Source organism: Burkholderia sp. BCC1644 (assembly GCF_902833225.1).
In the GTDB taxonomy this organism is placed as follows: Bacteria; Pseudomonadota; Gammaproteobacteria; order Burkholderiales; family Burkholderiaceae; genus Burkholderia.
Map to the genome: position 1 here is coordinate 136,819 of NZ_CADFEI010000020.1, position 24,718 is coordinate 161,536.

The 24,718-nt window shown below is 60.5% G+C and carries 24 protein-coding genes, 1 tRNA gene and 1 pseudogene; 13 read left to right on the top strand and 13 right to left on the bottom strand.

Going from position 1 to position 24,718, the window contains the following annotated elements:
* Positions 1–7 precede the first annotated feature (7 nt).
* Entirely contained in the window at positions 8–1,057 is a 1,050-nt protein-coding gene (locus tag HWX87_RS31240) for a LysR family transcriptional regulator (protein ID WP_176050829.1), read from the bottom strand.
* 426 nt (positions 1,058–1,483) lie between these two features.
* On the opposite strand from HWX87_RS31240, the gene HWX87_RS31245 reads away from it, so the two are divergent.
* Positions 1,484–2,497 carry a D-2-hydroxyacid dehydrogenase family protein gene (locus HWX87_RS31245; RefSeq protein ID WP_176050830.1) on the top strand — a complete coding sequence of 338 codons (1,014 nt, stop codon included), beginning with the start codon at positions 1,484–1,486 and terminating at the stop codon, positions 2,495–2,497.
* A gap of 49 nt (positions 2,498–2,546) precedes the next feature.
* Here HWX87_RS31245 and HWX87_RS31250 read toward each other — a convergent pair whose 3' ends face one another.
* Both HWX87_RS31250 and HWX87_RS31255 read right to left on the bottom strand, forming a co-directional pair.
* The gene (locus tag HWX87_RS31250) at positions 2,547–3,413 is read right to left on the bottom strand and encodes a patatin-like phospholipase family protein (protein ID WP_176050831.1); all 867 of its coding nucleotides are present in this window, start codon (positions 3,411–3,413) and stop codon (positions 2,547–2,549) included.
* Positions 3,414–3,421: 8 nt separating this feature from the next.
* Positions 3,422–3,826 (bottom strand): PaaI family thioesterase, encoded by a 405-nt coding sequence (locus tag HWX87_RS31255; RefSeq protein ID WP_034201217.1) that lies wholly within the window; start codon positions 3,824–3,826, stop codon positions 3,422–3,424.
* Positions 3,827–4,016: 190 nt separating this feature from the next.
* Between HWX87_RS31255 and HWX87_RS31260 the strand changes: the two genes are divergently transcribed.
* From HWX87_RS31260 to HWX87_RS31280, 5 genes are all read left to right on the top strand, one after another.
* Positions 4,017–4,092 (top strand) — tRNA-Lys (locus HWX87_RS31260).
* A gap of 27 nt (positions 4,093–4,119) precedes the next feature.
* Entirely contained in the window at positions 4,120–5,337 is a 1,218-nt protein-coding gene (locus tag HWX87_RS31265) for a site-specific integrase (protein WP_244137796.1), read from the top strand.
* Positions 5,338–5,417: 80 nt separating this feature from the next.
* Entirely contained in the window at positions 5,418–5,645 is a 228-nt protein-coding gene (locus HWX87_RS31270) for a hypothetical protein (protein WP_176050832.1), read from the top strand.
* Between the two features lie 76 nt (positions 5,646–5,721).
* Entirely contained in the window at positions 5,722–5,958 is a 237-nt protein-coding gene (locus HWX87_RS31275) for a hypothetical protein (protein WP_176050833.1), read from the top strand.
* Positions 5,959–5,992: 34 nt separating this feature from the next.
* Complete coding sequence (locus HWX87_RS31280) at positions 5,993–7,084, top strand: type IV secretion system protein (protein WP_176050834.1); 1,092 nt, start codon at positions 5,993–5,995, stop codon at positions 7,082–7,084.
* Here HWX87_RS31280 and HWX87_RS31285 read toward each other — a convergent pair.
* Entirely contained in the window at positions 7,081–8,184 is a 1,104-nt protein-coding gene (locus HWX87_RS31285) for a MobA/MobL family protein (protein WP_208456554.1), read from the bottom strand. The two genes, HWX87_RS31280 and HWX87_RS31285, sit on opposite strands and share 4 nt — an antisense overlap.
* 357 nt (positions 8,185–8,541) lie before the next feature.
* On the opposite strand from HWX87_RS31285, the gene HWX87_RS31290 reads away from it, so the two are divergent.
* Positions 8,542–9,072, top strand: a complete 531-nt coding sequence (locus HWX87_RS31290; RefSeq protein WP_176050835.1) for a conjugal transfer protein TraD — start codon at positions 8,542–8,544, stop codon at positions 9,070–9,072.
* 513 nt (positions 9,073–9,585) lie between these two features.
* On the opposite strand, the gene HWX87_RS31295 is transcribed toward HWX87_RS31290, so the two are convergent.
* Entirely contained in the window at positions 9,586–10,137 is a 552-nt protein-coding gene (locus HWX87_RS31295) for a hypothetical protein (RefSeq protein WP_176050836.1), read from the bottom strand.
* Between the two features lie 535 nt (positions 10,138–10,672).
* On the opposite strand from HWX87_RS31295, the gene HWX87_RS31300 reads away from it, so the two are divergent.
* The 3 genes from HWX87_RS31300 to HWX87_RS31315 all read left to right on the top strand — a co-directional run bounded on the left by HWX87_RS31300 (position 10,673) and on the right by HWX87_RS31315 (position 16,329).
* Positions 10,673–11,134: a sigma factor-like helix-turn-helix DNA-binding protein gene (locus HWX87_RS31300; RefSeq protein ID WP_176050837.1), complete on the top strand. Its 462-nt coding sequence runs from the start codon at positions 10,673–10,675 to the stop codon at positions 11,132–11,134.
* A 462-nt stretch (positions 11,135–11,596) separates the two neighbouring features.
* Complete coding sequence (locus tag HWX87_RS31310) at positions 11,597–13,318, top strand: ATP-binding protein (RefSeq protein ID WP_176050839.1); 1,722 nt, start codon at positions 11,597–11,599, stop codon at positions 13,316–13,318.
* A gap of 143 nt (positions 13,319–13,461) precedes the next feature.
* The gene (locus HWX87_RS31315) at positions 13,462–16,329 is read left to right on the top strand and encodes a hypothetical protein (RefSeq protein WP_176050840.1); all 2,868 of its coding nucleotides are present in this window, start codon (positions 13,462–13,464) and stop codon (positions 16,327–16,329) included.
* Between the two features lie 382 nt (positions 16,330–16,711).
* Here HWX87_RS31315 and HWX87_RS31320 read toward each other — a convergent pair.
* From HWX87_RS31320 to HWX87_RS31330, 3 genes and pseudogenes are all read right to left on the bottom strand, one after another.
* A pseudogene (locus HWX87_RS31320) lies at positions 16,712–16,896 on the bottom strand (integrase core domain-containing protein); the annotation flags it as partial.
* Between the two features lie 239 nt (positions 16,897–17,135).
* On the bottom strand, positions 17,136–17,792 hold the full coding sequence (locus HWX87_RS31325) for a helix-turn-helix domain-containing protein (RefSeq protein ID WP_176050841.1): 657 nt from the start codon (positions 17,790–17,792) through the stop codon (positions 17,136–17,138).
* Complete coding sequence (locus HWX87_RS31330) at positions 17,792–18,106, bottom strand: hypothetical protein (RefSeq protein WP_176050842.1); 315 nt, start codon at positions 18,104–18,106, stop codon at positions 17,792–17,794. The genes HWX87_RS31325 and HWX87_RS31330 overlap by 1 nt, the downstream gene beginning before the upstream one ends.
* Positions 18,107–18,493: 387 nt before the next feature.
* Here HWX87_RS31330 and HWX87_RS31335 point away from each other — a divergent pair, with 387 nt between their 5' ends.
* Positions 18,494–19,054, top strand: coding sequence for a hypothetical protein (locus HWX87_RS31335; protein WP_176050843.1), 561 nt, complete (start codon positions 18,494–18,496; stop codon positions 19,052–19,054).
* A gap of 295 nt (positions 19,055–19,349) precedes the next feature.
* Positions 19,350–20,399, top strand: coding sequence for a DUF3592 domain-containing protein (locus HWX87_RS31340; protein WP_176050844.1), 1,050 nt, complete (start codon positions 19,350–19,352; stop codon positions 20,397–20,399).
* An 8-nt stretch (positions 20,400–20,407) separates the two neighbouring features.
* Here the strand turns inward: HWX87_RS31340 and HWX87_RS31345 are convergent, their stop codons facing one another.
* The gene (locus tag HWX87_RS31345; RefSeq protein ID WP_176050845.1) at positions 20,408–21,022 is read right to left on the bottom strand and encodes a CGNR zinc finger domain-containing protein; all 615 of its coding nucleotides are present in this window, start codon (positions 21,020–21,022) and stop codon (positions 20,408–20,410) included.
* A gap of 81 nt (positions 21,023–21,103) precedes the next feature.
* Between HWX87_RS31345 and HWX87_RS31350 the strand changes: the two genes are divergently transcribed.
* The gene (locus tag HWX87_RS31350) at positions 21,104–21,919 is read left to right on the top strand and encodes an alpha/beta hydrolase (RefSeq protein WP_176050846.1); all 816 of its coding nucleotides are present in this window, start codon (positions 21,104–21,106) and stop codon (positions 21,917–21,919) included.
* Positions 21,920–21,943: 24 nt separating this feature from the next.
* On the opposite strand, the gene HWX87_RS31355 is transcribed toward HWX87_RS31350, so the two are convergent.
* The 4 genes from HWX87_RS31355 to HWX87_RS31370 all read right to left on the bottom strand — a co-directional run.
* Positions 21,944–22,702 carry an amino acid ABC transporter ATP-binding protein gene (locus HWX87_RS31355; protein ID WP_176050847.1) on the bottom strand — a complete coding sequence of 253 codons (759 nt, stop codon included), beginning with the start codon at positions 22,700–22,702 and terminating at the stop codon, positions 21,944–21,946.
* Positions 22,699–23,379, bottom strand: coding sequence for an amino acid ABC transporter permease (locus tag HWX87_RS31360; RefSeq protein WP_176050848.1), 681 nt, complete (start codon positions 23,377–23,379; stop codon positions 22,699–22,701). Before HWX87_RS31360 ends, HWX87_RS31355 begins: the two co-directional genes overlap by 4 nt.
* Before the next feature lie 14 nt (positions 23,380–23,393).
* Positions 23,394–24,176 (bottom strand): amino acid ABC transporter substrate-binding protein, encoded by a 783-nt coding sequence (locus HWX87_RS31365; protein ID WP_176050849.1) that lies wholly within the window; start codon positions 24,174–24,176, stop codon positions 23,394–23,396.
* A gap of 180 nt (positions 24,177–24,356) precedes the next feature.
* Positions 24,357–24,718 (bottom strand): aldehyde dehydrogenase family protein (locus tag HWX87_RS31370; protein ID WP_176050850.1); only part of this gene is annotated, 362 nt, incomplete at its 5' end.

Genomic DNA, 24,718 nt, shown 5'->3' on the forward strand with positions numbered 1-24,718 from the left:
CGCGCCGTTACAGCGGCGACGGCACCGCGACGCGCGTGCGCGGCGAACGCGGCAGGCGCGGCGACAGGTTCGGGTCGGCCGCTTCCGGCTGCTCGGCACGTGTCTCGACGCCGATCGGCGCGAGCGCCGAACCCTGCGCGGCCCACTGCTCGCCGATCATCGCGTCGGTCGAGTGGCTGAAATGCTCGACGAGGTGATCGATGAACGTCCGCACCTTCGCCGGCAGATGGCGCCGGCTCGGATACGCGATGTTGATCTCGACCTGCGGCAGCCGGAAATCCGGCAGCAGCCGCACGAGCGCGCCGCGCGCGATGTCGCTGCCGATCAGGTAGCTCGGCAGGATCGCGACGCCCATCCCGAGCAGCGCGAACTGGCGCAGCATCGCGGTGTTGTTCGCGACGATCACGTTGGTCGGGCGCACGCGCACTTCGCCATCCGGCCCCGTGAACACGCGCTCGTCGCCCCAGTATTCGGTCGGCAGGCTCAGGCTCGGGTGCTCGGCGAGCTGTTCCGGATGAGTCGGCACGCCGTGCTTCTCCAGATAGCTCGGCGTCGCGCACACGGTCATGCAACCGGTGGTCAGGCGCCGCGTAACGATGCTCGCGCTGCGCATCTGGCGCGTGACGACGATGCCGACGTCGAAGCCTTCCTCGACGAGATCGACCTGCCGGTCGACCAGCGTGAGATCCGGCACCACTTTCGGGAAATTCTCCGTGTACGACTGCAGCACGGGTGCGAGGTTGTGCAGGCCGAACACGACCGGCGCGACGATGCGCAGCGTGCCGACCGGCTCGTGATTGCGCGCGACGACCATCTGCTCGACGTCCTCGAGCTCATCGAGGATCTGGCGGGCACGCTCCAGATAGACCTGACCCGACTCGGTCAGGGAGAGGCTGCGCGTGGTGCGATTGAGCAAGCGCGTGCCGAGCCGGCCTTCGAGGTCGGCGACGTGGCGCGTCGCGACCGCGTTGGAGATATCCATTGCGCTCGCGGCCCGCGCGAAACTGCCGAGATCTGCAACCTTGACGAATACGCGCATCGACTGCAAGTGATCCATAAACGACTCCTGCCGCTAGTACAACTTCAAAAAGATGAAGCAAATGCGTAATTCTCCTACGACAGCGGAAATGATGCAGAGTTGCTCAACAAGGGGCCGGTTGACGATAAAAATAGTCAAAAATCCTCGCCCTTCGTGGATAGATGATCCAATTATTCTGATTGGAGCAACAATTGGGTGAACCTCGTCGAGTAAGTAGCCGAATCAGGAAAGACGTGTTTGATGCGACACAACAGCGCACCCTTGCGCCCCGCACGCGAGCGGCGCCGGGTCAGGCTCCCGCCAATTGCGGCGGAGCGTAACAACCTGTTAAAAAGACACCATGAAGGCGGCCGACGTAGCATCATGTCGGCCCCGGCCGGGCGGGACGGGTGCGCGACGTGCGCCGCCGCCACTGCCGCTTTCAACGCGCGACACCCGTTCACCATGAAAATTGCCATCCTCGACGACTACCAGGACGCCGTCCGCAAGCTGAACTGCTTCGAGATGCTTGCCGGCCACGACGTGAAGGTCTTCAACAATACGGTGCGCGGCCTGGGACAGCTCGCAAGCCGCCTGGCGGAAGTCGAGGCGCTCGTGCTGATTCGTGAACGGACCCCGATTTCCTCGCAACTGCTCGCCAAGCTGCCGAATCTGCGCATGATCAGCCAGACCGGCCGCGTGTCGAGCCACATCGATCTGGAAGCCTGTACCGACCGCGGAATCGCGGTGCTCGAAGGCACGGGTTCGCCGTTCGCGCCCGCCGAACTGACGTGGGCGCTCGTGATGGCGGCCCAGCGCCGCATCCCGCAGTACGTGGCTAACCTGAAGCAGGGCGCCTGGCAGCAATCGGGCCTGAAGACGTCGGCCATGCCGCCGAACTTCGGTCTCGGCCAGGTGCTGCGCGGCCAGACGCTCGGCATCTGGGGTTACGGCAAGATCGGCCGGCTCGTCGCCGGCTACGGCAAGGCCTTCGGGATGAACGTGCTGATCTGGGGCCGCGAGCATTCGCTCGAAGCCGCGCGCGCCGACGGCTACACGGCGGCCGAGAGCCGCGAAGCGCTGTTCGAGCAGAGCGACGTGCTGTCGCTGCACCTGCGCATGCACGACGACACGCGCGGGATCGTGAAGCAGGAAGACCTGATGCGGATGAAGCCGACGTCGCTGCTCGTCAACACGAGCCGCGCCGAGCTGCTCGAGGAAAACGCGCTCGTCAACGCGCTGTCGCACAACCGTCCGGGGATGGTCGCGATCGACGTGTTCGAGAGCGAGCCGATCCTGCAGGGCTACAGCCTGCTGCGCATGGAAAACGTGATCTGCACGCCGCACATCGGCTACGTCGAACGCGAAAGCTACGAGCTTTACTTCAGCGCGGCGTTCCGCAACATCCTCGCGTTCGACGACGGCGACATGTCGAGCGTCGCCAACCCCGAAGCGCTGACGCCGATCCGCAAGCGCTGATCGCACGGGCTGCGCGCACTGCGCGGCCCCGCTTCTCCCTTCCCGATCGTCAGGCGGCCACGCGGCCGCCCGTCATCGCGCCGACGCGCGTGAGGAAATGCTCGCCGTCGCGCCGCCCGAGATCGTACGCATGCCGCATCTGCGACGGGCTCGTGTAATCCCAGCTCGAAATCGGCACCTTGCTCGACGGCTGCACATACAGCCGCCGCTGGTCGCCGTGCGCGACCGTGAACATCTGCGGGCGCGGATACAGCCGCGTGACGAGCACCAGCACGTCGCCCGGCGACGGGTCGAGCGCGTCGACCGGCACGTTGTCGACCATCCCGCCATCGAGCACGGGCCGGCCGCCGCGGCGCAATACAGGCGTGAACGGCGGCGTGCAGGACGACTGCAGGATCAGGTCGGCGAGTTCGTCGACTTGCGTGCAGGCCTGCGCGCGCACGAATTCGGGACGAAAGCCGAGCGTGCGCCCGAGCGTCGGGTGCAGCGTCTTGCGCACGTATTTCTCGATGTTGTACGCGACGAGACCGGCGGCGACCGCGCTGCGCGCGCCGAGCCAGCGCGGCACGTGCGACACGCCGATGCGGATCTCCGGCGCGTCGGCCAGCTTCGCGAACGGCTCGCCGTAGATGTCGAGCAATGCCTGGCGATAGATCCGGTAATGCGGAAACACGGGCTCGCGCCCGAACAGGTTGCCCCAGTACGCGTTCTTCCGGTTGTGGCGCAGCGCCTCTTCGTAATAGCGCATCACCCACTGGGCGTCGCGCGTATACAGCATGCACGCGGTCGCCGCGCCGGCCGAGATGCCGGTGATCACGCGCGGGCGCAGGTCGAGCGCCGGCCGTGCGACATCCCAGAAGCCGGCCTGCCACCAGCAGCGATTGCCGCCGCCTGCAAAGACGATCTGGTCGAACATCGCGCCGCTCAGCTGACGAGCGCGTAGGTCGACGTCGCGTGGACGGCCATCTTGCCATCCTCGTCGAACAGCTCGACTTCACCGAACACGAGGTTGCGGCCCATTCGCAGCACGCGCGCGGTGACGAGCACGTCGCCCTTGCGCACGGGACGCATGAAGTTGGTGTTCAGCGATACCGTCGTCATCGGCCGGAACTCGCCGAGCGCGGACGAGATCGCGACCACCATCGCGGTGTCGGCGGCCGCCGTGAACACCTGGCCGCAGATGATGCCGCCCGAATGGCGGAATTCGCCGGAAAACGGCAGGCGCAGCGTGACGCTGTCGTCGCCGATCGACACGGGGACCAGACCCAGCGAGCGGACCCACGGGGCCAGCAGGCGATCCAGCAATTCGCGGACTGCGTTTTCGTCCATCTTCGAATGTCCAGAGAGCGTTGCGCGACCGCCGCGCAACACGTGTGGCGTCATCATACCGGGAGCGCGCCAACTGCGATCGCTCGTTACCGTGCCGACAGCCGCCGTTGGCGTGACGAAATATTTTCAGGAAATTTGCAGAAAGGTCTTGCCATGCCCTAAAAACCCCGGCATAATCTTTCTTCTGTTGGGGGCGTTAGCTCAGTTGGTAGAGCAGCGGACTCTTAATCCGTAGGTCGAGTGTTCGAGTCACTCACGCCCCACCACCGAATTAGCCGTAGGAAATCAAGCACTTGCGCGAAAGCGTTGGTGCTTTTTTTTCGTCTATAGCCCGCGTGTGCAGGCGTCAAAAACTGGCCTTTGCCGGAAATCTGCCGGAACGGAAAAATCCAGACCAAGCGATCTCATCCTTTCGCATGGAGTCTGGAATGGCACACATCAGTCAGCGCGGCGAGTATTGGCGAGCCGAAGTCCGTCGGCGCGGATACAAGCCGGTCTATCGATCGTTCGACACCAAGCAGCAAGCCCAGCAATGGGCTCGACGCGTGGAATCAGAGATGGATAGCGGCGCATACGTCGATCGCACCGAAGCCGAGCGGACTACGCTGCGTGAGGCACTGGAGCGGTACCGTCGCGAAATCGTCCCAGAGAAGCGCCACCCCTATCAGGAAAATCGGCGCATCGAACGCTGGATCGACAACCCTCTGTCGTATCGAACTCTCGCCAACTTGCGTGGCGCAGATTTCGCAAAGTACCGAGACGAGCGCCGGGCAGCCGGACGCGCAGAAAATACCATTCGGCTCGAACTCCAGCTCGTCAGCCACCTCTTTGAGATCGCCCGGAAGGAATGGGGGCTGGAAAGCCTTGCAAACCCGCTCAAGAACATCCGAAAGCCGTCAGGCAGTCGCGCCCGCGACCGGCGCTTGAACCCAGGGGAATTCGAGGTCCTACACGCGCAACTTGCCGCATCAAACAACGCATGGGCCGCCCCGGCCTTCGAGCTGGCAATCGAAACCAGTTTGAGGCAGGGAACGTTGTTCAGCCTTCAGTGGGCATGGATCGACCTCAAATCCCGTCTCATTACATTCCCTGCAGCGGCTCGGGGAAGCGACAACAAGGGCGTTCCAAGTGCTCTGCCCCTTTCAAGTCGCGCAGTGACGGTATTGCGCCATCTCGCCGCGCTCGCCGAGGCACCGATACGGCTTGAAGATCCTCGCGCCACTTTCGGCCCAGTGAACGTCGATCCGGGCAGGCTTAAAGGGCCGGTCTTCCACACCACGGCCAATGCCGTGCTCTGCGTCTGGAAGCGCAGCCTTCAGAAAGCAAGCAAGTCCCTTCCCAACGTCAAAGAGCTTCGATGGCATGACTTACGTCACGAGGCAGCGTCCAGATTGTTTGAGAAGGGCCTGCATCCCATGGAAGTCGCGAGCATCACGGGACACAAGAGCATGCAGATGCTCAAGCGCTACACGCATCTGCGGCCGGAAAGTCTCCTCGAAAGACTCGGCTGACCCACATCACAAGCATCTCGGAAACCACGGCCACCTTAGACATTAATTTCTAAGTAGTTCTAATTTATAGGCGTTAGGAAATGAAAAGACTACTAATACTCGGCCCCCTTCTTATCTCAATCGCTTTGACTGGCTGCGGCAAGAGCGACGAACGCAGGCTTTCTGATGCAGTGGCGGCAGACATAGCGGCAAAAGCCGATGCGATCCAGAAAGACAAAGAGCGGTCGACGCGACGCGCGCACATCGCGGATCGCCTGAAGCCGCTCGTCTACGACCCGAAGGCGGGCAAGTACGTCGAACAAAAGTAGCAGCAAAGCGGCCCGACGCGGTGCTACCAACACCGCGCCAGGCCTGACCACAACCCACCTATATGAGAGGTGAATCATGGCTGAGATCAATTTTAACGAAGCTAAACCAGCATCCATAGGAAAGGACGACGTACTCGCGCTCCATGACTGGATTGACGACCTGCAGCTAACGCACGACGGAATGAAGATGCTGCTCAGTCTCGAGACCGGCCTGGACCAACAGGGCGTTCTGCTGAACGCGGTCAAGCTGCTGGCGGCAACGATCGACAGGAAACTCGACGACGGTCGCCACCTTCTGCCTTCTGCCGACTGACCGAGCCTAGAACTAATGAATTGAGGAATACAACATGGCAGACATCTACACCTACGTCGGAACCTCGATAGACAACGCTACGGCCACATGGGTTACGAGCGTTTCTTCGCGCCTGGTCGGCGGCATAACACCGATCGTGCTTCTTGTTTTAACGGTTTGGGTCATGTGGTACGGCTACCGAGTGATGACTGGACTTGCCGAATCGCCCGTGATGAACTTTCTACTGACAGCCATCAAAATTGGCCTAGTACTCGGTATCGCACTCAGCGTCGGCAACTATCAATCGATGATTGTTGGCGGCGTCCAAGACTTCATCAACGGCATGGCTCAGATTTTCTGGCCCAGTTCTACATCGCTCTATAGCGCCCTAGACACCTTTAACCAGACGGTAGCGAATCTTGGCATGGCCCTTTGGGATCGCGGCAGCCAGTCCTTACCTTGGGGTGGCTGGAGCGATGTGTTCGCCGGAAGCGTCGTATTGATTTCCGGCGGGCTCGTCGCGGTGTTCACGCTGGTTGTTATGCTCGTCGCGAAAATGGCTTTGGTGTTTCTGCTCGCTGTCGGACCGGCATTCATTGCGTGCCTAGCGTTCCCCACGGTCGCGCCTTACTTCGATAAGTGGGTTTCGAAGGTACTCAACTATGCCTTCCTGCAAGCCATGCTCGTAGGCGCCTGCGGCCTGTTCATGCAAATCGCTCAGTACTTCACCGACCACATGTCGAGCAGCATGACGAGCGGCAACACAAGCCAGTTGGGTGATGCTTTTGACTTGCTGGCCGTCTGCGCCGTACTCGCGGTGGTTATCTGGCAACTGCCACATATCACCTCGGGCCTAGTGGGCGGCATGGCGCTTGATCACGGCCTCGGCATGGCTCGTCAGGCGATGGGAAATTGGAGCGCCGGCGTCCCACAAGTGCAACCCGGTAAGCAGTCGTCATCGGGGGCTAACCGCGGCGGCGCAATCGTCGGTAGCAATTCTTCGTCTGATAGTTCCGGTGGAGTGCCGGCCTACCGGCGCGCGAGCACTTTGGCACATCAGCAAGGCACCGACCGGACGACGAGCGCTGCCCCGACAGGAAGCGGCCAGTCCTCGGCATATCGCCGCAAACCCGGCGGTAACGCCTAACGCTCCTTGTCATTTTGACCGGATCGATGCGGGACCTGCGTCGTTCGCTCGGGCTGCTTCTCGTCCTTCGGCTGGCCCACTTGCCGGGCCAGCCGCTCATTGAAGGCCGCACGCAGCTTTTCCTGATTCGCTGGCGGTTTGTTCGCTATCCTCCGCTCAAAGGCATCTCGTTGCTGAGCTGCGACACGTCGCTCGAATATCTCGCGCGCCATTTCCTTCACTGCCGCAGACTGCCCGTCGATATGCCCTTCAAACTGCTCTCGTAGCGCTTTCGCCGTTCCTGACGGCAACTCTGCCTTGCTTCTTCGCTGTGCTCGCGCGGCTTCCAGATCGATTACCTCGGCGCGCACATTAGGTACCAGGTCACTCAGCTCTCGTCGCGCTTGCCGCAAATCGGCGCGTGCCGCTCGAAGCTCCAGAACCTTCGCACGACCGTCGCCGCGCCACTGACTGGGTAGTTGCTTAGCTTCCGGCTCCATCGCTAGACCGCGCTCGGCATAGCTGCGCATATCGATCCGCGCATCGTGTCCAGCACGATGCAGATGCACATTTGCCGTTTCCTGCCAGCGGCCACGTAGTGCCTTGAGGTCGTCGGCCCGCTCACCGCGCGTCAAAGTCTGCCCTGCATGCGGACCATAGCCTTTGCGCGCCCCACCCTTCTCTGGGGCCTTAGCGTTGTAGCGTTTGAAGTATTGATCCGGATCGCGTTCGACCCCGTCGCGTTGGCGCTCACTGAACATCAGATGTACATGAGGCTGTTCTTTACCGTCCGCAGCCGTTGGAGAGTGAATCGCCCACTGATATGCGTGGTGATTGCCAATCTCTTGCCGCACGAACTCACGCACAAGGTCGGCGCGCTGCCCTGGTGTCAACTCGCGCGGCAGCGCGATCTCCATTTCGCGGTACGTTGTGCCGTTGGTCCGTTCGTTTGCGTCTGCGGCAAGCCAGAACTGCTGCGGGTCGTGCTCGGCCCAAGCGGGTAGATTGCCTGCCTCGGTCGCTTCGAGCACCTCGCCGCGTTCGAGCCGATTCGCATACCGCCCCGCCCGTGAGATGTAGGCGGCATGAGGCGCAGCCTTGCCGGCCTTTCCAACTTTCATACTCAGACGACCTATCGCCACGAAGACACCTTTTCCGAAAGCGCCGCACTCCAGAGGAAACCAAACGGCACATCGATGGAACAAACAGGCACATCGACGGAACACTGGAGGAACACTGGAGGAACACTGGAGGAACACTGGAGGAACACTGGAGGAACACAAAGGGAACATCAGTGGAACATTGATGGAACCTCGATAGCAGTTTCCATTTTCGCGTACGCGAAAATCCGCCCGGAGGGTCGCGCGTTTCTCGGCTTGCCGAGAAACAACTAAGCGCGCCTTCTGCTCTGCAGAAGGATACGCCACCGCGTTATGTTGCGCCATATAATTAGGATTACGGCATATAGAGGAGTGACCATGACCACCGAATGGATTGAGCATCGCGTCGCCTACATTCGCGGCTTGAAAAAGCCAACCGACCGACAACGCATGCTGTTACTGCTGACTGAGAAGCGGTTTCGCTCCGCAGACGATCAACGAAAATTGGACACGCTTATCAAGGCAGAAAAGGCGGAAGAGCGTGCGCAGAAAGCACGTGCCGAAGCAGCACGTGTCGTAACAGCCGTGAAGCAGGCGGAGCGCAAAGCACGGAATCACGAACTGTATAAGGTAGCTGGCCTGCTGATACTCGCAGGGCTGGTCGATAGTGCCACTGGTAAGCCGCTACGTGATCGTGGCGAGCTTCTCGGTGCCCTACTCGATATGGCCGAGAGGAAACGCGATGAGAAAACTGTCAGAGAGTGGAAGCGCGCCGGCGACGCCCGGCTCGACGAGCGCGCAGTGACCGACAAGGCAGCGACGATGCTTTATGTTGACGCCGCGTTCGAGCAGTTCGGGCGCATACTTAGCGAGCAAACCAACCACATGAAGCGGACCAAGACAGCATGAAAAGCGATCATGTCAGCCTGATCGATTGCGTAATGTCGGCGCTCACTCGTGCAGCACGGCGGTTGAACACGGATACGCCGACTACTCGAAACGGCCTAGCCGTCCTACCGAACGCGTGCACGGCCCGTCTAGTCACACTCGATCTGGTCAACCAATTGCGAGACGAGATGCCCTTATGACGTATCTGCTCGGCGTCACCCGCACCAATCGTCCTCCTGCTCGTTCTCGTTCTCGGTCACGCCTAGCTGGCGGCGTTCTATCGTCGGCTGATAGTCGACGCAATCCCGGACAGCGCGCGGCATGCGTATTCCGAAAACTCGTGCGCATCTCAAGCGGTTGCTTGTGGGCTCACATTTCGGCACAAACCGGCGTCCTTGAACTCCCTGCGTCTCAGACCGGGAGCGGCAAAAAATCGGACGTTCACGTCTACCCTACAAACGTCCGCATACAGCACACCGGCAACCATTTTCTGGCAGATATCGAGCTCTTAAACGAGCTGAGCGATGGTGACGTTTAGGGCAGAATAAACAGGCTCGGGTCCAATCGTTCTTTGGGTTGTCCGTGAACCTGAAGAAACTCCCGTGCTTTCTCCTCATTGATGCGGATACACTGGACCGGCCGATAAAACCCGTCGTATCCCTCGACCGTCCGAGTGAACACGCCGGTTTGCTCAAGGGCGTCGACTACTGCGTTCGTCGCCTGCATTGTATTGGCATAAGGTGAACGATCAGGCAAGAAACAGCGCCGCAGAATCGGATCCAACGTATTGAGACCATTGCCGATGAACTTCGAGTACACCTGCCGGCGCTTGTTAACGGGCATAGGCAGCGCAACGAAGCTTGTTCCCCGGCTCAGCCAGGCCTCCACGAATTGACGCATATCGATTCGAGCGTCAGGACCGCCGTGCGGTAGCGTGATGTAAAGCAGGTCAGCGCTCAAAAGCGATTCCTGGGTCGAAGGGCTCTCCCCCGTAACGTACGCGTCTTTCATCTTCGAATATTCGTCTATAGGAATGACTGCATACACCGGTTTACCGTCGGCGTCGTGGATAAATTGAACAGGCATACACACCATTTTCGCTGTAGGATAAATCAGTCTACAGCGAAATAAACGAAACCTCAAGCTAGCCACGCTCGCCAGATTTGAGAACCGGTTCCAGACGATTCCCGCTTACCTGGTCCGGGATTGCTTTGACACCGAGCTGCCGGCTGCCAACGGCTTAGGACAGCCATCACTGCGGAGCAAGATGGGCCGCACACGGAGGAGCGCGGGTGACCGCTATCTCGAAGGCCATCAACCGCTTGACACGCTGTCGGTTGGCCACAGCGGGTCGACCACCGCCGATTGCGTGGTAGGAACCGGTTTAGAGCGACGCCCAAAAATCTGCCCCCAATTATTCACTCGTGCCATGTGAATTCACTGAAACGCTCGCTCGTTGACTGCGCCGTGCGAATTTTTGCGTTCCTCTGCAATACACTTGGTTTCACACCCCTAATGTTCACGAGAGTCGCGCAGCGATGCGCACCTCGTATATCATCAACATTCCAACTGCGGCCACCAGCGACCATTCGGCGCCAGTAGCCACGCATAGGAGTCAATCATGCATCCTCACGTCGTCGAGGCGTGCGCAGCGCTTTATAGGCGCATTGCTCGCACCCAAGGGTTCAACCACTGGCTGACCGATCAAGCGGAAGAGGCTCTTACTGAGCTGGTCAACAACGCGCAGCGTTCTGCACCCCCTCCTCACTTGGTCCGAAACGCGCTTTCCAATGCGAGCAAGAAGCTCAAGCGACGTTCGGTCTTGGAAGACGAGTTTCTCCATAGTCTGTCGTTCGGTTCTGACCGCCCAATCAATCACAGCATCGCGGAGAGCGGGCTCGACATCGAGGCCGTCCTGTCTCGCATGCCGACTGCGGAGCGCACGCTGCTGGAGCTGTCCGCCGACGGCGCTGATGCCGGAGAGATCGCCCTCGAGATTGGTCTACCGGTACAGCGCGTGCGGGAGCGGCTGAGCCGTGCTCGTGCACGTGCCCGTGCGCTCAGAATGGGGACGCCGCTGTGATCGGCCGGCAACATCGCCTGTTCAGTCTGAAGCCGTGGCTGGTTAGAGCGCTTGTCCCGCGTGGGAAGGCAGGCACGTACCTGCTGTATTGCCGCGGCAAGCCCATATACGTGGGTCGCTCAGACAAGGACTTGCGGAACCGGCTCGTGACACACGCCAAGGCACGACGGGCAGAACACTTCGGTTTTGCCGTCTTTCCTGACGCCGAACGCGCGTTCGATATGGAATGTGCGCTGTTCCACGCTCTGCAGTACTCGACTACTAACCGAAACCATCCCGGTTCGCCAAAAGGCAGCGGAAGACCGTGCTTCATCTGCCAAGACACCGACAAGGAGACGAGCAACTCCCCGAATGTGTCTCAAATGGAACTGATTGTGCCCCTTAAATAGGCAGTCATACGTTTCACATTTTCACCCCGCTGGGACGGATCGTTCGACTGCCTCAGCTAACCGGAGTAAAACTATGAACGCATTGGACATTCGTGCCCCGTTGACTCACCAAGGCCAAGCTCTCGAAAGCTCCCGGGACTCGGGCTTCGATCTGAGTGCAGCCATTGGAGAGCCCGTCGACAACTCATTTGAGGCTGGCGCATCTATTATTCGGATTGGCACACTAAAGGCCTCGGACGGCTCCATCAGCGACATCGGCATTGCCGACAACGGTGGCGGGATACCCCTCGAAATTCTGCCTAACGTCCTTTCAGTTGGGTATTCCTCTCGCTACAACTCCCGGAAGGGCCTAGGCCGCTTCGGCATGGGGTTGAAGCTCGCCGCGCTCAGCCAGGGTCGGCGCGCTGAGATCTACACGAAGGCTCGAGGCGAGACCACCGTCTACAGAACCGTCTTGGACCTCGAAGACGTCCAAGCGGGGACTCAGGAATACCTCTACGTGGAGGATGTCGGCACTTGGCCAAACGACTTCGAAGGCTTGATGCGGCACCCTGAAACAAACGAGCCCTTTGGTCAAGGTACGCTCGTCGTCTGGCGGAAGATCGATCGTCTTCGCCGTGGAGGGCACTACGGGGAGGGTGTGGACCAGCGGATCTCTGACCTAACCAAGTTCTTGGCGCGCGCCTACCGCCGATTCATCGACGCGGGGTTGTACATCGACCTCGACGGCACCGAAGTGACGTTGCACGATCCGCTTTTCATACTCAACAACCCGCGGGTCGAGAAAAGGGTCGGCAAGGACGCCCGCGCAAAAATCATCCAGCAGGACGAATTCATTATCGACGGTCATAAGGTGACTTGGACTGTATCTCTTCTGCCCGAGGAAGTGCGAAAGGATAAAGGGGTGGGCGGTCGAGGAAGCGCCAGGGGCCGCGAAGACTTCAAGGACCTTTACATCCCGGACAATGAGGGCAAACTCAGCATCCTCCGCAACGGCCGGGAGATCTACTACGAAATCGTTCCAAAGCTGCTACCGCATGGGGTGGACATCGTTGACCGCTTTATTGGTATCGAGGTCTCGTTTCCAGCCGAGTTGGACGAGTACTTTCAGGTACGAAATGTAAAGCGCGGTGCGGAGCCGGTCTTAAAGCTGCGCGAGCAGCTTCGCACCGCACTGAGTAAACCAGTCGCCTACGCGCGCAAGGAGGTTCGCCGTTACTGGGGCGAGGTCGAGCAACAAAAGAGCCTGGCCACGGGCGACAACCACGTGCCTGCCCACGAGGCAGTGGATCAGTTCGAACGCACTGCGCCGCAAGGACAGGCCGGCTTTGGCGACCCGAATCCTGAGGCAGTCGACAAGACCATGGAGGAGCTTGCCGATGATCTTGAGCTGGACGTCAGCCAGCCGGAGGATCGCGAAAAGGTGAAGTGGATTCGCAAAAGCTTTGAAGAGCGCGCCCTAACGGTTGTCGATGCCGGCTGGCCCGGCAAAGAGCTGATCGACATCAGACATCTCCACGGCAAGGCAATCGTCAAGTTCAACACCCGACACCCATTCTTCGCCGAGATGGTCCTGCCGCTAAAAAACATGGCCGCCCAGGCGCCCGACGAGTTGAGTGTCGACGACGTTTCGGCTTTGCTAAAAAAGCTCTCCTCTGGTATTGACCTCTTGCTACTAGCATATGCGAAGGCTGAGAACATGCACCGAGAGCCAGAAGAAGCATATGGTGAACTCCGTTCGCACTGGGGACTGTTCACCAGCGGCCTTATTCGTGAGCTTACGCGAAATGGCTAACGTCTCGGCGTTCGGTAGTTATATGGTATCCGAATAGAAGCATCGAGAAAAACTAACGTTCCGGACGGGTTGTGCACAACTCGTCCGGTAGAGAAGATCGTTGATGATAAACTTGAAATAATAAATGCGACAAGGTAACGCCGATGCCGATCGATGAAATGCCAGAAGCATCGCAAATCAACGCCGCCGGATCCGAGTCCCTCCTCACACCTTTGGAGGCGGCGGATAGACTGGGCGTTACGCCGGAGCTACTGTTCGCTTTCGCAAAACGCGCCCCCAAAGAGGCGGGTATGCGATTGAGGACAATAGAAGTTCGAGGGGAAATCCGCTTCTCAACACGCGACCTCACTGATTTCGACTCTCACCTTCGAGAGCCGTGGTCTCAACTGGGTGAAAGCAGACCTGCAATTCCGCGTTGTATTGACGAGTATCTGAAGGTCGAGTGCGCCGCAGGGTGTGCTCGATGCAGATCAGGAGGGCCGCTTGAGAATGCACACATCGATGCTTACGCGATCAGTCGGAGCCATCATCCCCACAACATAATTCGTCTGTGCAAAGCGTGTCACGGTTCTTATGACACGGGTGTAATTTCACGCATTGAAATCGACGCTTTAAAGCAAAGATTGGTTGATCGTGTACGCGCGTCGTTGCGGCAGGGATCAGATAGCCGTGATGGCTTCCCACCACCGCCATTGGCATCAGTGTTCGTAGGACGTACTCACGAACTCTCGCAGCTAATTGATGCGCTGCGATCACAGCGCACCGTATTGGTGACAGGTCTCGGTGGCATCGGAAAATCGCAGCTCATGCTACGCGCGTTACGTAAGGTGAGCAGTGGCAGACCTCTGTATTGGCTTTCGGTTGACCAATACGGCACAAGAGCGGAACTCGAAGACGCATTAAACGCACTGGTTGCCCGTCTGGGTGTCGGAAGCTATACGGAAGCATCCGCACAATTGGACCAGCATCGGGCCTGCATCGTGTTTGACGGCGTCGAACGGTTGAGCGGTGATTTTGAGGGCCTGACCGAGATAATTGACAATCTGATCGCCTCCACATCTGTCACTCAGATTGTTGTGACGTCCCAAGTGAAACTCACTGAAGTACGCTTCGATTATGAATTACCACTCGGCGGATTGAGTCAGGCTGAAGCGACGAGCATGTTAGCCGATGTTCCACACGACGACCAAGGTGAACAAGGGAAGGAGGACGTGACCGCGCTCGCCGAATTTTCGGAAGGACACCCGCTAACGCTCCGTATTCTTGCTGCTTTAATAGCTCACTTTGGTTCGCCCTCGGAGGTGCTTCAACGTATCACCATCAATGGCGCGACTGCCCTTCAAATGCCTAAGCGCCGGAGTCAAACGACACAAACGTCCCTGAATCTGTGCCTCAAACTTGCCGCGGAGAACCTTGATCCTCAGGAGCGGCGACTGATGTGGATCTGCGCACATAGCCCCGCTGGAATTTACCAGCATACGATCGAGGCTAACCTGGTCGAAGTCCCGGACCTTGGAGCGGCCGTGGCAGGGCTTCGGCGTTGGGAGCTCGTCCAGGTCGAACGCAATGGGCGGTTAGTGTTTATCTCCATGACTTCGCCCGTTCGAGCCTTTGCCGAAGCGTGGCTGGCTGACCACCCTGTATCAAATGAACATTCTTTGATTAGCGGGTTTGTGCGGTCCATGCTCTTCCACGCAGCATACATCGACGGCGAACTCATTCACGGTGGACGGCATTATGCAGGAATGCAGTTGATGGAGCGAGCGTTTCCAAACATTCTGTCTGCTTTTGATATAGCGAGTCGAGCAGTTCAGCGAGATGTAACTCTCCGGGAGGCTATCTCGGGTTACGCCTCCGTTCTGATGACATTTCTTTTTACAAGCGGTAGATTTCGAATCGGAAAACAGATGATGGCGCGCGCAGCGCAAGTCGCGATAGACGACGGAGATACTAGTGATGCAATTGAAACGTTGCAACAACTCCACTCTCTATGTCTTCGTTCCGACGATCGACTTGGCGCCGCGAGTGCACTCGAAGAAGCTCGAAAGATCTCACAGGCGGCCTCCGAGAGCGATCTCATTGCGCTGCGTGCCATGCAGGCTTTGGACGCCGGTGAACGTGGCGCATATCGCGAGGCGGAACGTCTTGGGCGGGAGGCGTTTGATCTGTATGCTGCGGCTGGCATGCGGGGGACGCGCGCTGCAGACCAAGTGCTATTCACCTTGGCGCGCTCCCTGGAGTTTAGTGATCGACCGGCAGAGGCCCTGCCTCTATACGAAGAGGCTTTGATCGGAACTGAGGCGCGCAACGATCCCATCAATCGTGGATCGATCCTGCATCACATCGGAAACTGCTTAGCATATGCCGGAGAAAACTCAAGGGCCCTCGAAACGTATGTGTCAGCAGCGCAACTATTCATTGAACTAGGAGCCGTTGAATTCATTAGCAACTCAATTGGTGAGGCTGGGCTATTGGCCATCGATATGGAGCCTATACCAGAACTTGAGTCCATCATCGGCCCGGAACTCGCTCTTCACGGATTAGACGATGCGCTTCGGGAACTGATTATCAGCGGCCTTAAGAACGAGTCGTTTAATCTTCACCTTGCAATAGTACGTCTAAGAAAAGCTGCCGGATCTCTTGTAATCGTAAGTATGACGTCCGCTCGTGAGCATATCGAGGGCGCGGCGCGAATGCTTACGGAGGAGCTCGTAGTGCCAATGTCACAAGGCATTAGCACTGAAATTTCGGCACCGGGAGTTTTCCTGTTCAATGTTTGCGGCCTGATCGATTTGCTTAATCTCGTGTCGTCACATGTCGATTCGCGGCAACCTGTCACGGAAGACGAGTTGGCCGAGTTGGCTGATGCGACATCCCGCGCCTTCGTTGGGCCGCTGCATGAAACCATGATCAAGTGGTTGGTGTTGTATTTGCGGGTGCAGCGCAACTACAACGTCACAGCCGACGAAATACTAGCGCTCCTTGACAACATGAATGGCGAGCAAGCGTAAGTACCGGACGAGCATCGCAATGTTGCTCAGCACCAGATTGCTTGCCTTCGTCGGTTCGGTATCTACGTACCCAAACTTCTTGATGGATAGCTGTACCTAACTAGCGCCCCCCGTACGGCCGCACCATCTCCGAATCGGCCATAGGCATCGCCAACGCAATAGCCCACACCGGGTCAGCAATGGTCGTCGGCCGATTTTCCGCGTCTGTGTTTTTGAACGCCAGCCACAGCGCTCGCGATACCGAACTGACTGCTCACGACGAAATACGTGCGGCACATGGAATCGATCGTCTGCCAGGATTTTCGCGTACGCGAAAACGCGAGTGGGGTCCTTTCTCGCTCCCCCAGGAGTTGCGCCCGCAAGTCAGGGCACTTGTACATTGTTACGCCAAGACCGCAGCAGTCTGCCGAAACTCCCGAGGCGAGCGGTATTTCAATGCTTTATGCGAACGGCGTCGTTGTAGCGGTTGAACACTACGGCCAGATGCGAGAGCGCTGTTGGCCCATCTGGCTTGTCCATACAGGCGACGCAATTGTGCTTCATGGTCCTTACGAACGACTCGGCCACGCATACCCCACACCATTTCCGCTGTGCAGAAATGGGAAGCCTGCCATGCTCTAGGAGCGCATCTGACAAATTCCGGGGTAGCCTGACATTTTCCATGGGTGAAGACTCATCTTCTGAGCATCATCGCTGGTCGCCCCGCCCTCTTTTAGATAAAAGGCTCTCTCTATTTAGTAGCTCATGGGGGGACCACTTCCCCATGAATGCAGCTCGCGTGTGATCCCTTTCGTCCGCGACGCAGATCACTCCTGATCCCGACCATCCACGATCTGTGTATAACTTTGTGCCGATGCCTCCCTGGGCACATTGACGCGCTTGACCAGGAGCGCATTGAGTGCGTTACGCAGAGCCGGATCGCTAATTTTCGCCACTCCCTCGGTCTGCTCCCCTTCCTGGAAATTGATCACAACGGCGCCGGGAGCGACATGGTTAATGTTGACTTGCAGACGTTCAATGTGAACGTCCGGCGGCAGACGCCCGGCCAGTAGTCCCGCCCGTAATTCATCCGCCGTCGGCTTCACTAATGAAGGAACGTATCCCCATGACGCTATCGCAGTCTGTCGCCCGTCCTTGTCCTGGACACGCCACTTCTCCGTGAAGCGATACTCGTGTGAGCGTCCACGCGGCGACTTCGACAGATATCCAAGCGATTCGAGTTCTTTGATCGCGCGCTTAACGGACGACTGGTGCAAACCGGACTTTGATGCGATCGTTTTGTGCCCGATCGGGCCAGCAATCCCGGTTTCGATATTCGTGTGTGTCTTGATGACCAGGTAGACCTTCAGGGTCGCCCCATCCATTTCCGCCATCGCCCCACTGTCGACGAATGACCGAAAGACGTGAAACCAGCCAGTCTCAGCCCTGAAAAGTTCACCTTGTACCGGTAGTTGGTCAGCCATCACTCACCCGTTGCATGTCGCGGGCGGCCGATGCGCGGTCGAACCGTGTCCGAGTTCGTCTCACTAGGCACTGGTGCTTCATGGCCTGCCCTCCGCGCTGCAACGTCGTCCAACCACTCGCGAATATCAGCAGCAAACCAACATGCCCGTCGTTTATCCGGAAAGGCAGTCTGCGGCAGCTCCCCCCTGTAGGTCATTTGCGCGATCGCGCCAACGGTGGTCGCCAACAGTGCCGCGAGTTCGTCGCGCGTAACGATCGCTTGCGGCGCCATCCGAGCGAATGTCTGTCGGAAATCAGTGTCTGCTTTCTTCATTTGCAATCACCAGTGACTGGCAGTGAACATGTCGATAGCCTAGAATTCGTCGGGTATCCGAACTAGGGCCAGTTTTTGAACTGGTAATCAATGGCGAACGTTGGCCCCAACCAAGGACGACGGCTCAAAACCGCAATCAGCCGTTTCACTGCGATGCTGATCAGGGAGGCACGCGACCTTACCGGGCTCAGCTATGAGAAGCTTGACGAGGCACTTGGACTGACGTCCGGGAACAGTTACCGCTACTCCCTAGACCCCTCTCGGCCCAAATCACGGGCGGTACAGATTGGCGGAATACAGTCGCTAGAGAACCGAGTCGCGAGACTGTTGCGGCGCCCAGCCCATCTGATTGCCGTTGTCGAGACTCATGAGCTCGACGCCCTCGCAATGCTGTATCGCATGCCAGTGGCCAACCTTGGGCTACCGCGACATGTCGGCGCGGATGACATCGAACTCATCTACGACAACTACTGGCCCACGTATGCAGACTTGTCGAGAGACGGACGATTCGATATCGAATGCCCCTGGGCCGATCAACCGGAGCTATTCCGCGGGTTTGGATGGCAATGGGGTTGCTTGTGGGATGAAGCGCCCAATGAGCATCGGCAGAAGTGGTGTAGCCAGTTCAGGCAGATTCCCCGCCATTGGCTCTCGTACTGGTGCGAACAAGTTGACATATCCGAGGATCTGGCGACCGAGATTTTGCTACCGTTGATCGTACAAAAGATGAGCGAGAATCCAGGCTTGATCGACCGATGGACGGGAACACGGACAATGCACCTCCGAGAGCGTTTCATCTCCGCCACAACCAACGACCTGGTCGGCCCTCCCGGATGGGGAAACGTCGCAGAAACGTTTGTCGACATCTTTCTGGAAGAAATGGAACTGCCGGACCATCTTCTGCCGGAAATCTGCCGGAGCAGTGGTGTAACGGCGAATCAACTGTAGCGACCGGGAGTCAACAAATTCCTTGTAAACTCAAGGAATTAGCTGTAACGTACAAGCAGCTTGGTTTGGCTCTTAATCCGTAGGTCGAGTGTTCGAGTCACTCACGCCCCACCAGGAATTTCAAAGGCCGGTTAGCGCAAGCTAACCGGCCTTTTCCTTTTCCGCCGCCGAATTCACGGCGCGCGCCGTTCGCGGGACGCATCCGCACGCCTCTTGCGCATCGTTTCCGCTAGAATCGTCCGACAAATATCACACGACCGGCGCAGGTCCTGTTGCCCGCCGGCACTGAGAGAACATGGGACGTCAGACATGGAAGCATGTGAACGAGACGCGACCATTCAGAGGCCATGGTTGCGCCGATATCGGCTTGTCCGTCGGGACGAGCCGTTCATCCGAGTACCCCCGAATCCGCCGCGCGACGCACGAACCGGATCGGGCCATGCCCGGTAAGGACGCGCTCGTCGCGCTGGCGCTCGGCGTCGTGCTGCTCGTGCTGGCGGGCGTACTCGCCGTCACGACCGGCCGCGCGACCGGCCACCTGGTCCGCGCGCCGGGCACCGTCGTGCGCATCGTGCAGGACAGCGACGCGATGCGCGCGTACCGGCCGATCGTCGCGTACCTCTCGAACGACGGCCTGCGCCGCGAAATTGCCGGCAATACCGCGTCGACCGTCCCCGCGTACGACATCGGCGAGAACGTCGACGTGCTGCTCGACCCCGACCACCCCGACCGCCCCGCCCTGATCGACGATTTCGCGCAACGCTGGTTTCCGGTGGCCGTGCCGGCGCTACTCGCGGTCGCGTCGTTCGCGATCGGCGGCCTGCTGATCGCCGGCGAGCGTCGCCGCCGGCAAGCCGAGCCCCCGCCGACCCGCGCCGCACGCAAGGAAACGCGGCGCCGCTGGGATATCGCGATCGTGCTGATTCCGATCGCCATCGGCACGGGCTTTCTCGCCGGCGCCGGTGCGACCGGCCTGCGTCAGTGGCAGATCGTCCATCACTATGCGCGCTCGACCGGCCATGTCGTCGAGATCGCGAAGAACGCGCGGTCGGCGCGATTGCGCACGTCGCTGTATTCGGCGATCGTCGCGTTCACGACCGACAGCGGGCGGCTGATCACGTTCGCGCAGGGTTCGGCGTCGTCGCATCCAGGCCTGCACGAAGGCGATGCGGTCGACGTGCTGTACGACCCCGTCACGCCCGAACGCGCGATCGTCGACCGCTTCTGGGATCGCTGGGGGCTCACGGCCATCCTGTTTGCGATCGGTGCGCCGTTCCTCGCCGCCGGGCTGTTCATCGCCGCGACACTGTGGCCCGAACATCGGCCGCACGAAGCCGCTCAATGACGCGCGCTTCACCGCTCCCTGAACGCCTCGACCTTCGCGCGGTTCCCGCACGTGCGCATGTCGCACCAGCGGCGCCCGACGCCGCGGCCGCGATCGACGAAGAACCACGTACACCGGCCGCACTGCCGCACGCGCGCGAAATCGTCGCTGCGCAGCAACTGCTCGAAGCCGAGCGCGGCCGCATCGATCCAGCGTGACGCGACGCGCGCGTCGGGCCGCCACGCGAAGCGGCCGTCGACCGCGTCGAACGCGCTGCGCCCGATCGCTTCGCGGATCGCCACCGCGAGCCGGTCCGCCGCGCGCGCACCGGCGCTGCCGCCACCTTCGGCCGTCAGGTGCGCGACCGCAGCGTACGCATCGTCGCGAAAGCGGCGCAGCGCAGCCAGTTCGTCAGGCCCGTCCTGCCGCGGATGACGCAGCAGCCGCGCCAGATCGGCCGGCGCCAGCAACCCCGATTGCTCCGCCCACGCACGCACGCACGGCCAGTCGACGAGCTTGTCGTCGTCGCGCGTCTTGCCCGTGTCGGCCACCGTATTGAGGAAGTCGAGCGCCGGATGGCCACCGACGAAATCGGCCGCGCCCCAGGTGTGCGCGTGTCGTGCAGGCTCGGATCGAGTAACCATTTAATTTCACCTATCGGTTTCATATCCGGACAATCCGGCGTAACCTGTTAACAACCAAAACAGGTTAGCACGGAGAAGCCGATGCTCGAACTCGCGAATCGCTTCAATTTCGAAGGCCACCGGATTGCATGGGGCAGGCTCGGGGAAGGCCCACCGCTCGTGCTCGTGCATGGCACGCCGTTTTCATCGCAGGTGTGGCGCCGGATCGCGCCGTGGCTGGCGCGCCGTCATCGCGTGTATTTCTACGACCTGCTCGGCTACGGCCAGTCCGACATGCCGGACGCGGACGTGTCGCTCGGCCGCCAGAACGCGCTGTTCGGCGCGCTGCTGAATGAATGGGAAATTTCGCGGCCGCGCGTGCTTGCGCACGACTACGGCGGCGCAACCGTGCTGCGCGCGCACTTTCTCGACGGCATCGAGTATGCGGATCTCACGCTCGTGAATCCGGTCGCGATCGCGCCGCAAGGGTCGCCGTTCGTACGCCATGTCGCGCAGCACGAAGCCGCGTTCACCGGGCTGCCCGCATACGCGCATCATGCGCTCCTGTCGGCCTATCTCGGCAATGCAGTGGCGCGGCCGCTGAGCGACGACACACTGTCGATCTACCGTGCGCCGTGGCTCACGCCGGCCGGCCAGGCCGCGTTCTATCGCCAGATCGCGCAGATGCGCCAACGCTACATCGAGGAAGCCGAGGCACGTTACGCGCCGCCGGACTTCCCGGTGCGCATCGTGTGGGGCGAGGACGACGCGTGGATTCCGCTCGAACAGGGGCAGGCGCTTGCCGATCGCATCGCGAACGGCAAGCTGATCAGGGTGCCGCGAGCAGGGCATCTGGTCCAGGAAGATGCGCCGGAGGCGATCGTCGCCGCGGTACTGGATGGGCACGTGCCGGGCTGACCACCGCCGGCATTCCGTCCCGCATCAGAACGCCGGTACGCCCTGCGCGAGCGTCGCGACGAACTTCGCGGTGCGCGGGTCGCGCGGCCGGCCGAACAGGTCGCGCGATGCACCGGCTTCGACGATGCGGCCGTCGGCGAGGAACACCGCATCGTGCGCGATCGACGCGGCCAGGCGCAAGTCGTGCGTGGCCATCAGCATCGTCGTGCCTTCGCGTGCGAGCTGGCGCAGCACCTCGACTACTTCGACGGACAGTTCCGGATCGAGCGCCGACGTCGGCTCGTCGCACAACAGCACCTGCGGAGACGGCGCGAGCGCCCGCGCGATCGCCACGCGCTGCTGCTGACCGCCCGACAGCGTGGCCGGCCATGCGTCGGCCTTGTCCGCGATGCCGACCTTCCCGAGCAACGCGAGCGCCCGCTGGCGCGCCTGTTCGCGCGGCCAGCGCTGCACGGTCACGAGCCCTTCCATCACGTTCTGCACGACGCTCAGGTGCGGAAACAACTGGAAGTTCTGGAACACCATGCCGGTCTGCCTGCGCACGGCGAACACCGCGTCACGCGACGGCCGGCGCCCCGGCGCGAACTCGATGCGCGCATCGCCGACCGTGAGCGCGCCCGCCTCCGGCACTTCGAGCAGGTTCACGCAGCGCAGCAGCGTGCTCTTGCCGCTGCCGGACGGCCCGATCAGCGCGGTCACGCTGCCCGGCTGCAACGCGAGGTCGATTCCGCTCAGCACGCGATGTGCGCCGAACGACTTGTCGATATGGTCGAGACGGATCATCGCAACTCCGCCTGGAACAGCGCGTGCCGGCCGAAGCGGGCTTCGAGGCGACGTTGCAGCGTGGACAGCACCGAACTGAACAGCAGATAGATCACCGCGGCTTCTGTATAGAGGATCAGCGGCTCGTAGGTCACGGCCGCGATCCGTTGCGCGGCCTGGAAAATCTCGGGCACGGTCAGCACGGCCGCGAGCGACGTGTCCTTCACGAGCGAGATGAACGAGTTCGACAGTGCAGGCAGCGCGACACGCGCGGCCTGCGGCAGGATCGCGCGGCGCAATGCCTGCGCGCGCGTCATCGCCATCGAGTAGGCGGCCTCCCACTGTCCCTTCGGCATCGATTCGATCACGCCGCGAATCACCTCGGCGTTGTACGCGCCGACGTTCAGCGAGAAGCCGATCACGGCGGCCGTCAGCGGGTCGAGCACGATGCCGACGTTCGGCAATCCGTAGAAGATCACGAACAGCTGCACGAGCAACGGCGAGCCGCGGAACAGCCAGATGTAGAAGCGCACGACGGCTTGCGCCCAGCGCGGCCCGAACAGCCGCGTGAGCGCCGCGCCGAACGCGAGCAGCAGGCCGATCGCGAACGACGCGAGCGTGAGCGGAACCGTGAACACGAGCCCCGCGTAAAGCAGCGGCCGCAGCGATTCCGCCATCAGGTGCAGCCAGGCCGGCATCGTTCAGCCTCGCGTCACGGCTGCGACACGTCGCGGCCGAAGTACTTCTGCGAGATCTTCGCGTAGGTACCGTCGGCCTTGATGTCCGCGAGCGCCTTGTCGATCGCAGCCACCAGCGCGGGACTGCCCTTGCGCAGCAGCACGCCGGACGCATCGCCGGCACCGGTCTTGTCGGTCGCCGCGATCTTCAGTTTCGCGTCGGGCTTGTGCTTGCGGAAATCGAGGTACGACAGCGAATCGTTGATCGTCGCGTCGACACGCCCCGAGCTCAGCAGGTCGATCGATTCGTTGAAGCCCTGCACCGGAACCACGTCGGCGCCATGCGCGGCCGCGAGCTTGCCGAAATTGCTCGTCAGCGTGTTCGCGGATTTCTTGCCCTTCAGGTCGTCGAACGAGCGAATCGTCGTGTTGTCCGCGCGCACGATCAGCACCGCGTGCGACGTGATGTACGGGGACGAGAAATCGTATTTCGCCTTGCGCGCATCGGTGATCGACACTTCATTGACGACCGCATCGTAGCGGTTCACGTCGAGGCCCGCGATCAGCCCGTCCCACTTGCCTTCGACGAACTGCGGCTTCACGCCGAGGCGCTGCGCGATCGCCGTGGCGATATCGACGTCGAAACCCGTCAGCTTGCCCGTTTCGTCGTGGTACGTGAACGGCGCATAAGTGCCTTCGGTGCCGACCCGGAACACGCCGGCCGATTTGATCTGCGACAGGTCGTCGGCCGCCAGCGCACTGGTGGCCGCGGTCGCCTGCAGCAGCGCGACGATCAGGATGGAGCGGAGGAATTTCATGGTGCGGACCCCGAATGATTGGAGAGAATCATCCCGCCGGCACGCATGCGCCGTTCGAGAGGTCCGCGAATTCTACCGACGCGTTGGAGCACGGCAAAAACGCAAATCGGCTAACGATATGAGCCGATCGAATAACGCCCGCACCGGCGGCGAAGCCGGCGCGAGCGCCTTACACGCCACTTACCACGGCAGCGAATACGTCTTCGTATTCGTGAAGCTCTTCATCGCTTCCTGTACGCCTTCCTTGTACCCTAGCCCCGAATCCTTCACGCCGCCGAACGGCGTCAGTTCGAGTCGATAGCCCGGCACTTCGCGCACGTTCACGCTGCCGACTTCCAGCTCGGTGATGAAGCGCGTGATGTTGTCGAAGCGGTTCGTGCACACCGACGACGACAGCGCATAGTCGGTGCTGTTCGACATCCGGATCGCTTCGTCGATGTCGCGAAAGCGCATGATCGGCGACACGGGGCCGAACGTCTCGTACTTCACGAGCGGCATGTCGGGCGTCACGCGATCGATCACCGTCGGCGAATACAGCGCAC

Coding starts and splice junctions, on each gene's coding strand:
- HWX87_RS31240 (WP_176050829.1), bottom strand. CDS start 1,057: ATGGATCACTTGCAGTCGATGCGCGTATTCGTCAAGGTTGCAGATCTC.
- HWX87_RS31245 (WP_176050830.1), top strand. CDS start 1,484: ATGAAAATTGCCATCCTCGACGACTACCAGGACGCCGTCCGCAAGCTG.
- HWX87_RS31250 (WP_176050831.1), bottom strand. CDS start 3,413: ATGTTCGACCAGATCGTCTTTGCAGGCGGCGGCAATCGCTGCTGGTGG.
- HWX87_RS31255 (WP_034201217.1), bottom strand. CDS start 3,826: ATGGACGAAAACGCAGTCCGCGAATTGCTGGATCGCCTGCTGGCCCCG.
- HWX87_RS31270 (WP_176050832.1), top strand. CDS start 5,418: ATGAAAAGACTACTAATACTCGGCCCCCTTCTTATCTCAATCGCTTTG.
- HWX87_RS31275 (WP_176050833.1), top strand. CDS start 5,722: ATGGCTGAGATCAATTTTAACGAAGCTAAACCAGCATCCATAGGAAAG.
- HWX87_RS31280 (WP_176050834.1), top strand. CDS start 5,993: ATGGCAGACATCTACACCTACGTCGGAACCTCGATAGACAACGCTACG.
- HWX87_RS31285 (WP_208456554.1), bottom strand. CDS start 8,184: ATGAAAGTTGGAAAGGCCGGCAAGGCTGCGCCTCATGCCGCCTACATC.
- HWX87_RS31290 (WP_176050835.1), top strand. CDS start 8,542: ATGACCACCGAATGGATTGAGCATCGCGTCGCCTACATTCGCGGCTTG.
- HWX87_RS31295 (WP_176050836.1), bottom strand. CDS start 10,137: ATGCCTGTTCAATTTATCCACGACGCCGACGGTAAACCGGTGTATGCA.
- HWX87_RS31300 (WP_176050837.1), top strand. CDS start 10,673: ATGCATCCTCACGTCGTCGAGGCGTGCGCAGCGCTTTATAGGCGCATT.
- HWX87_RS31310 (WP_176050839.1), top strand. CDS start 11,597: ATGAACGCATTGGACATTCGTGCCCCGTTGACTCACCAAGGCCAAGCT.
- HWX87_RS31315 (WP_176050840.1), top strand. CDS start 13,462: ATGCCGATCGATGAAATGCCAGAAGCATCGCAAATCAACGCCGCCGGA.
- HWX87_RS31325 (WP_176050841.1), bottom strand. CDS start 17,792: ATGGCTGACCAACTACCGGTACAAGGTGAACTTTTCAGGGCTGAGACT.
- HWX87_RS31330 (WP_176050842.1), bottom strand. CDS start 18,106: ATGAAGAAAGCAGACACTGATTTCCGACAGACATTCGCTCGGATGGCG.
- HWX87_RS31335 (WP_176050843.1), top strand. CDS start 18,494: ATGCTGTATCGCATGCCAGTGGCCAACCTTGGGCTACCGCGACATGTC.
- HWX87_RS31340 (WP_176050844.1), top strand. CDS start 19,350: ATGGGACGTCAGACATGGAAGCATGTGAACGAGACGCGACCATTCAGA.
- HWX87_RS31345 (WP_176050845.1), bottom strand. CDS start 21,022: ATGGTTACTCGATCCGAGCCTGCACGACACGCGCACACCTGGGGCGCG.
- HWX87_RS31350 (WP_176050846.1), top strand. CDS start 21,104: ATGCTCGAACTCGCGAATCGCTTCAATTTCGAAGGCCACCGGATTGCA.
- HWX87_RS31355 (WP_176050847.1), bottom strand. CDS start 22,702: ATGATCCGTCTCGACCATATCGACAAGTCGTTCGGCGCACATCGCGTG.
- HWX87_RS31360 (WP_176050848.1), bottom strand. CDS start 23,379: ATGCCGGCCTGGCTGCACCTGATGGCGGAATCGCTGCGGCCGCTGCTT.
- HWX87_RS31365 (WP_176050849.1), bottom strand. CDS start 24,176: ATGAAATTCCTCCGCTCCATCCTGATCGTCGCGCTGCTGCAGGCGACC.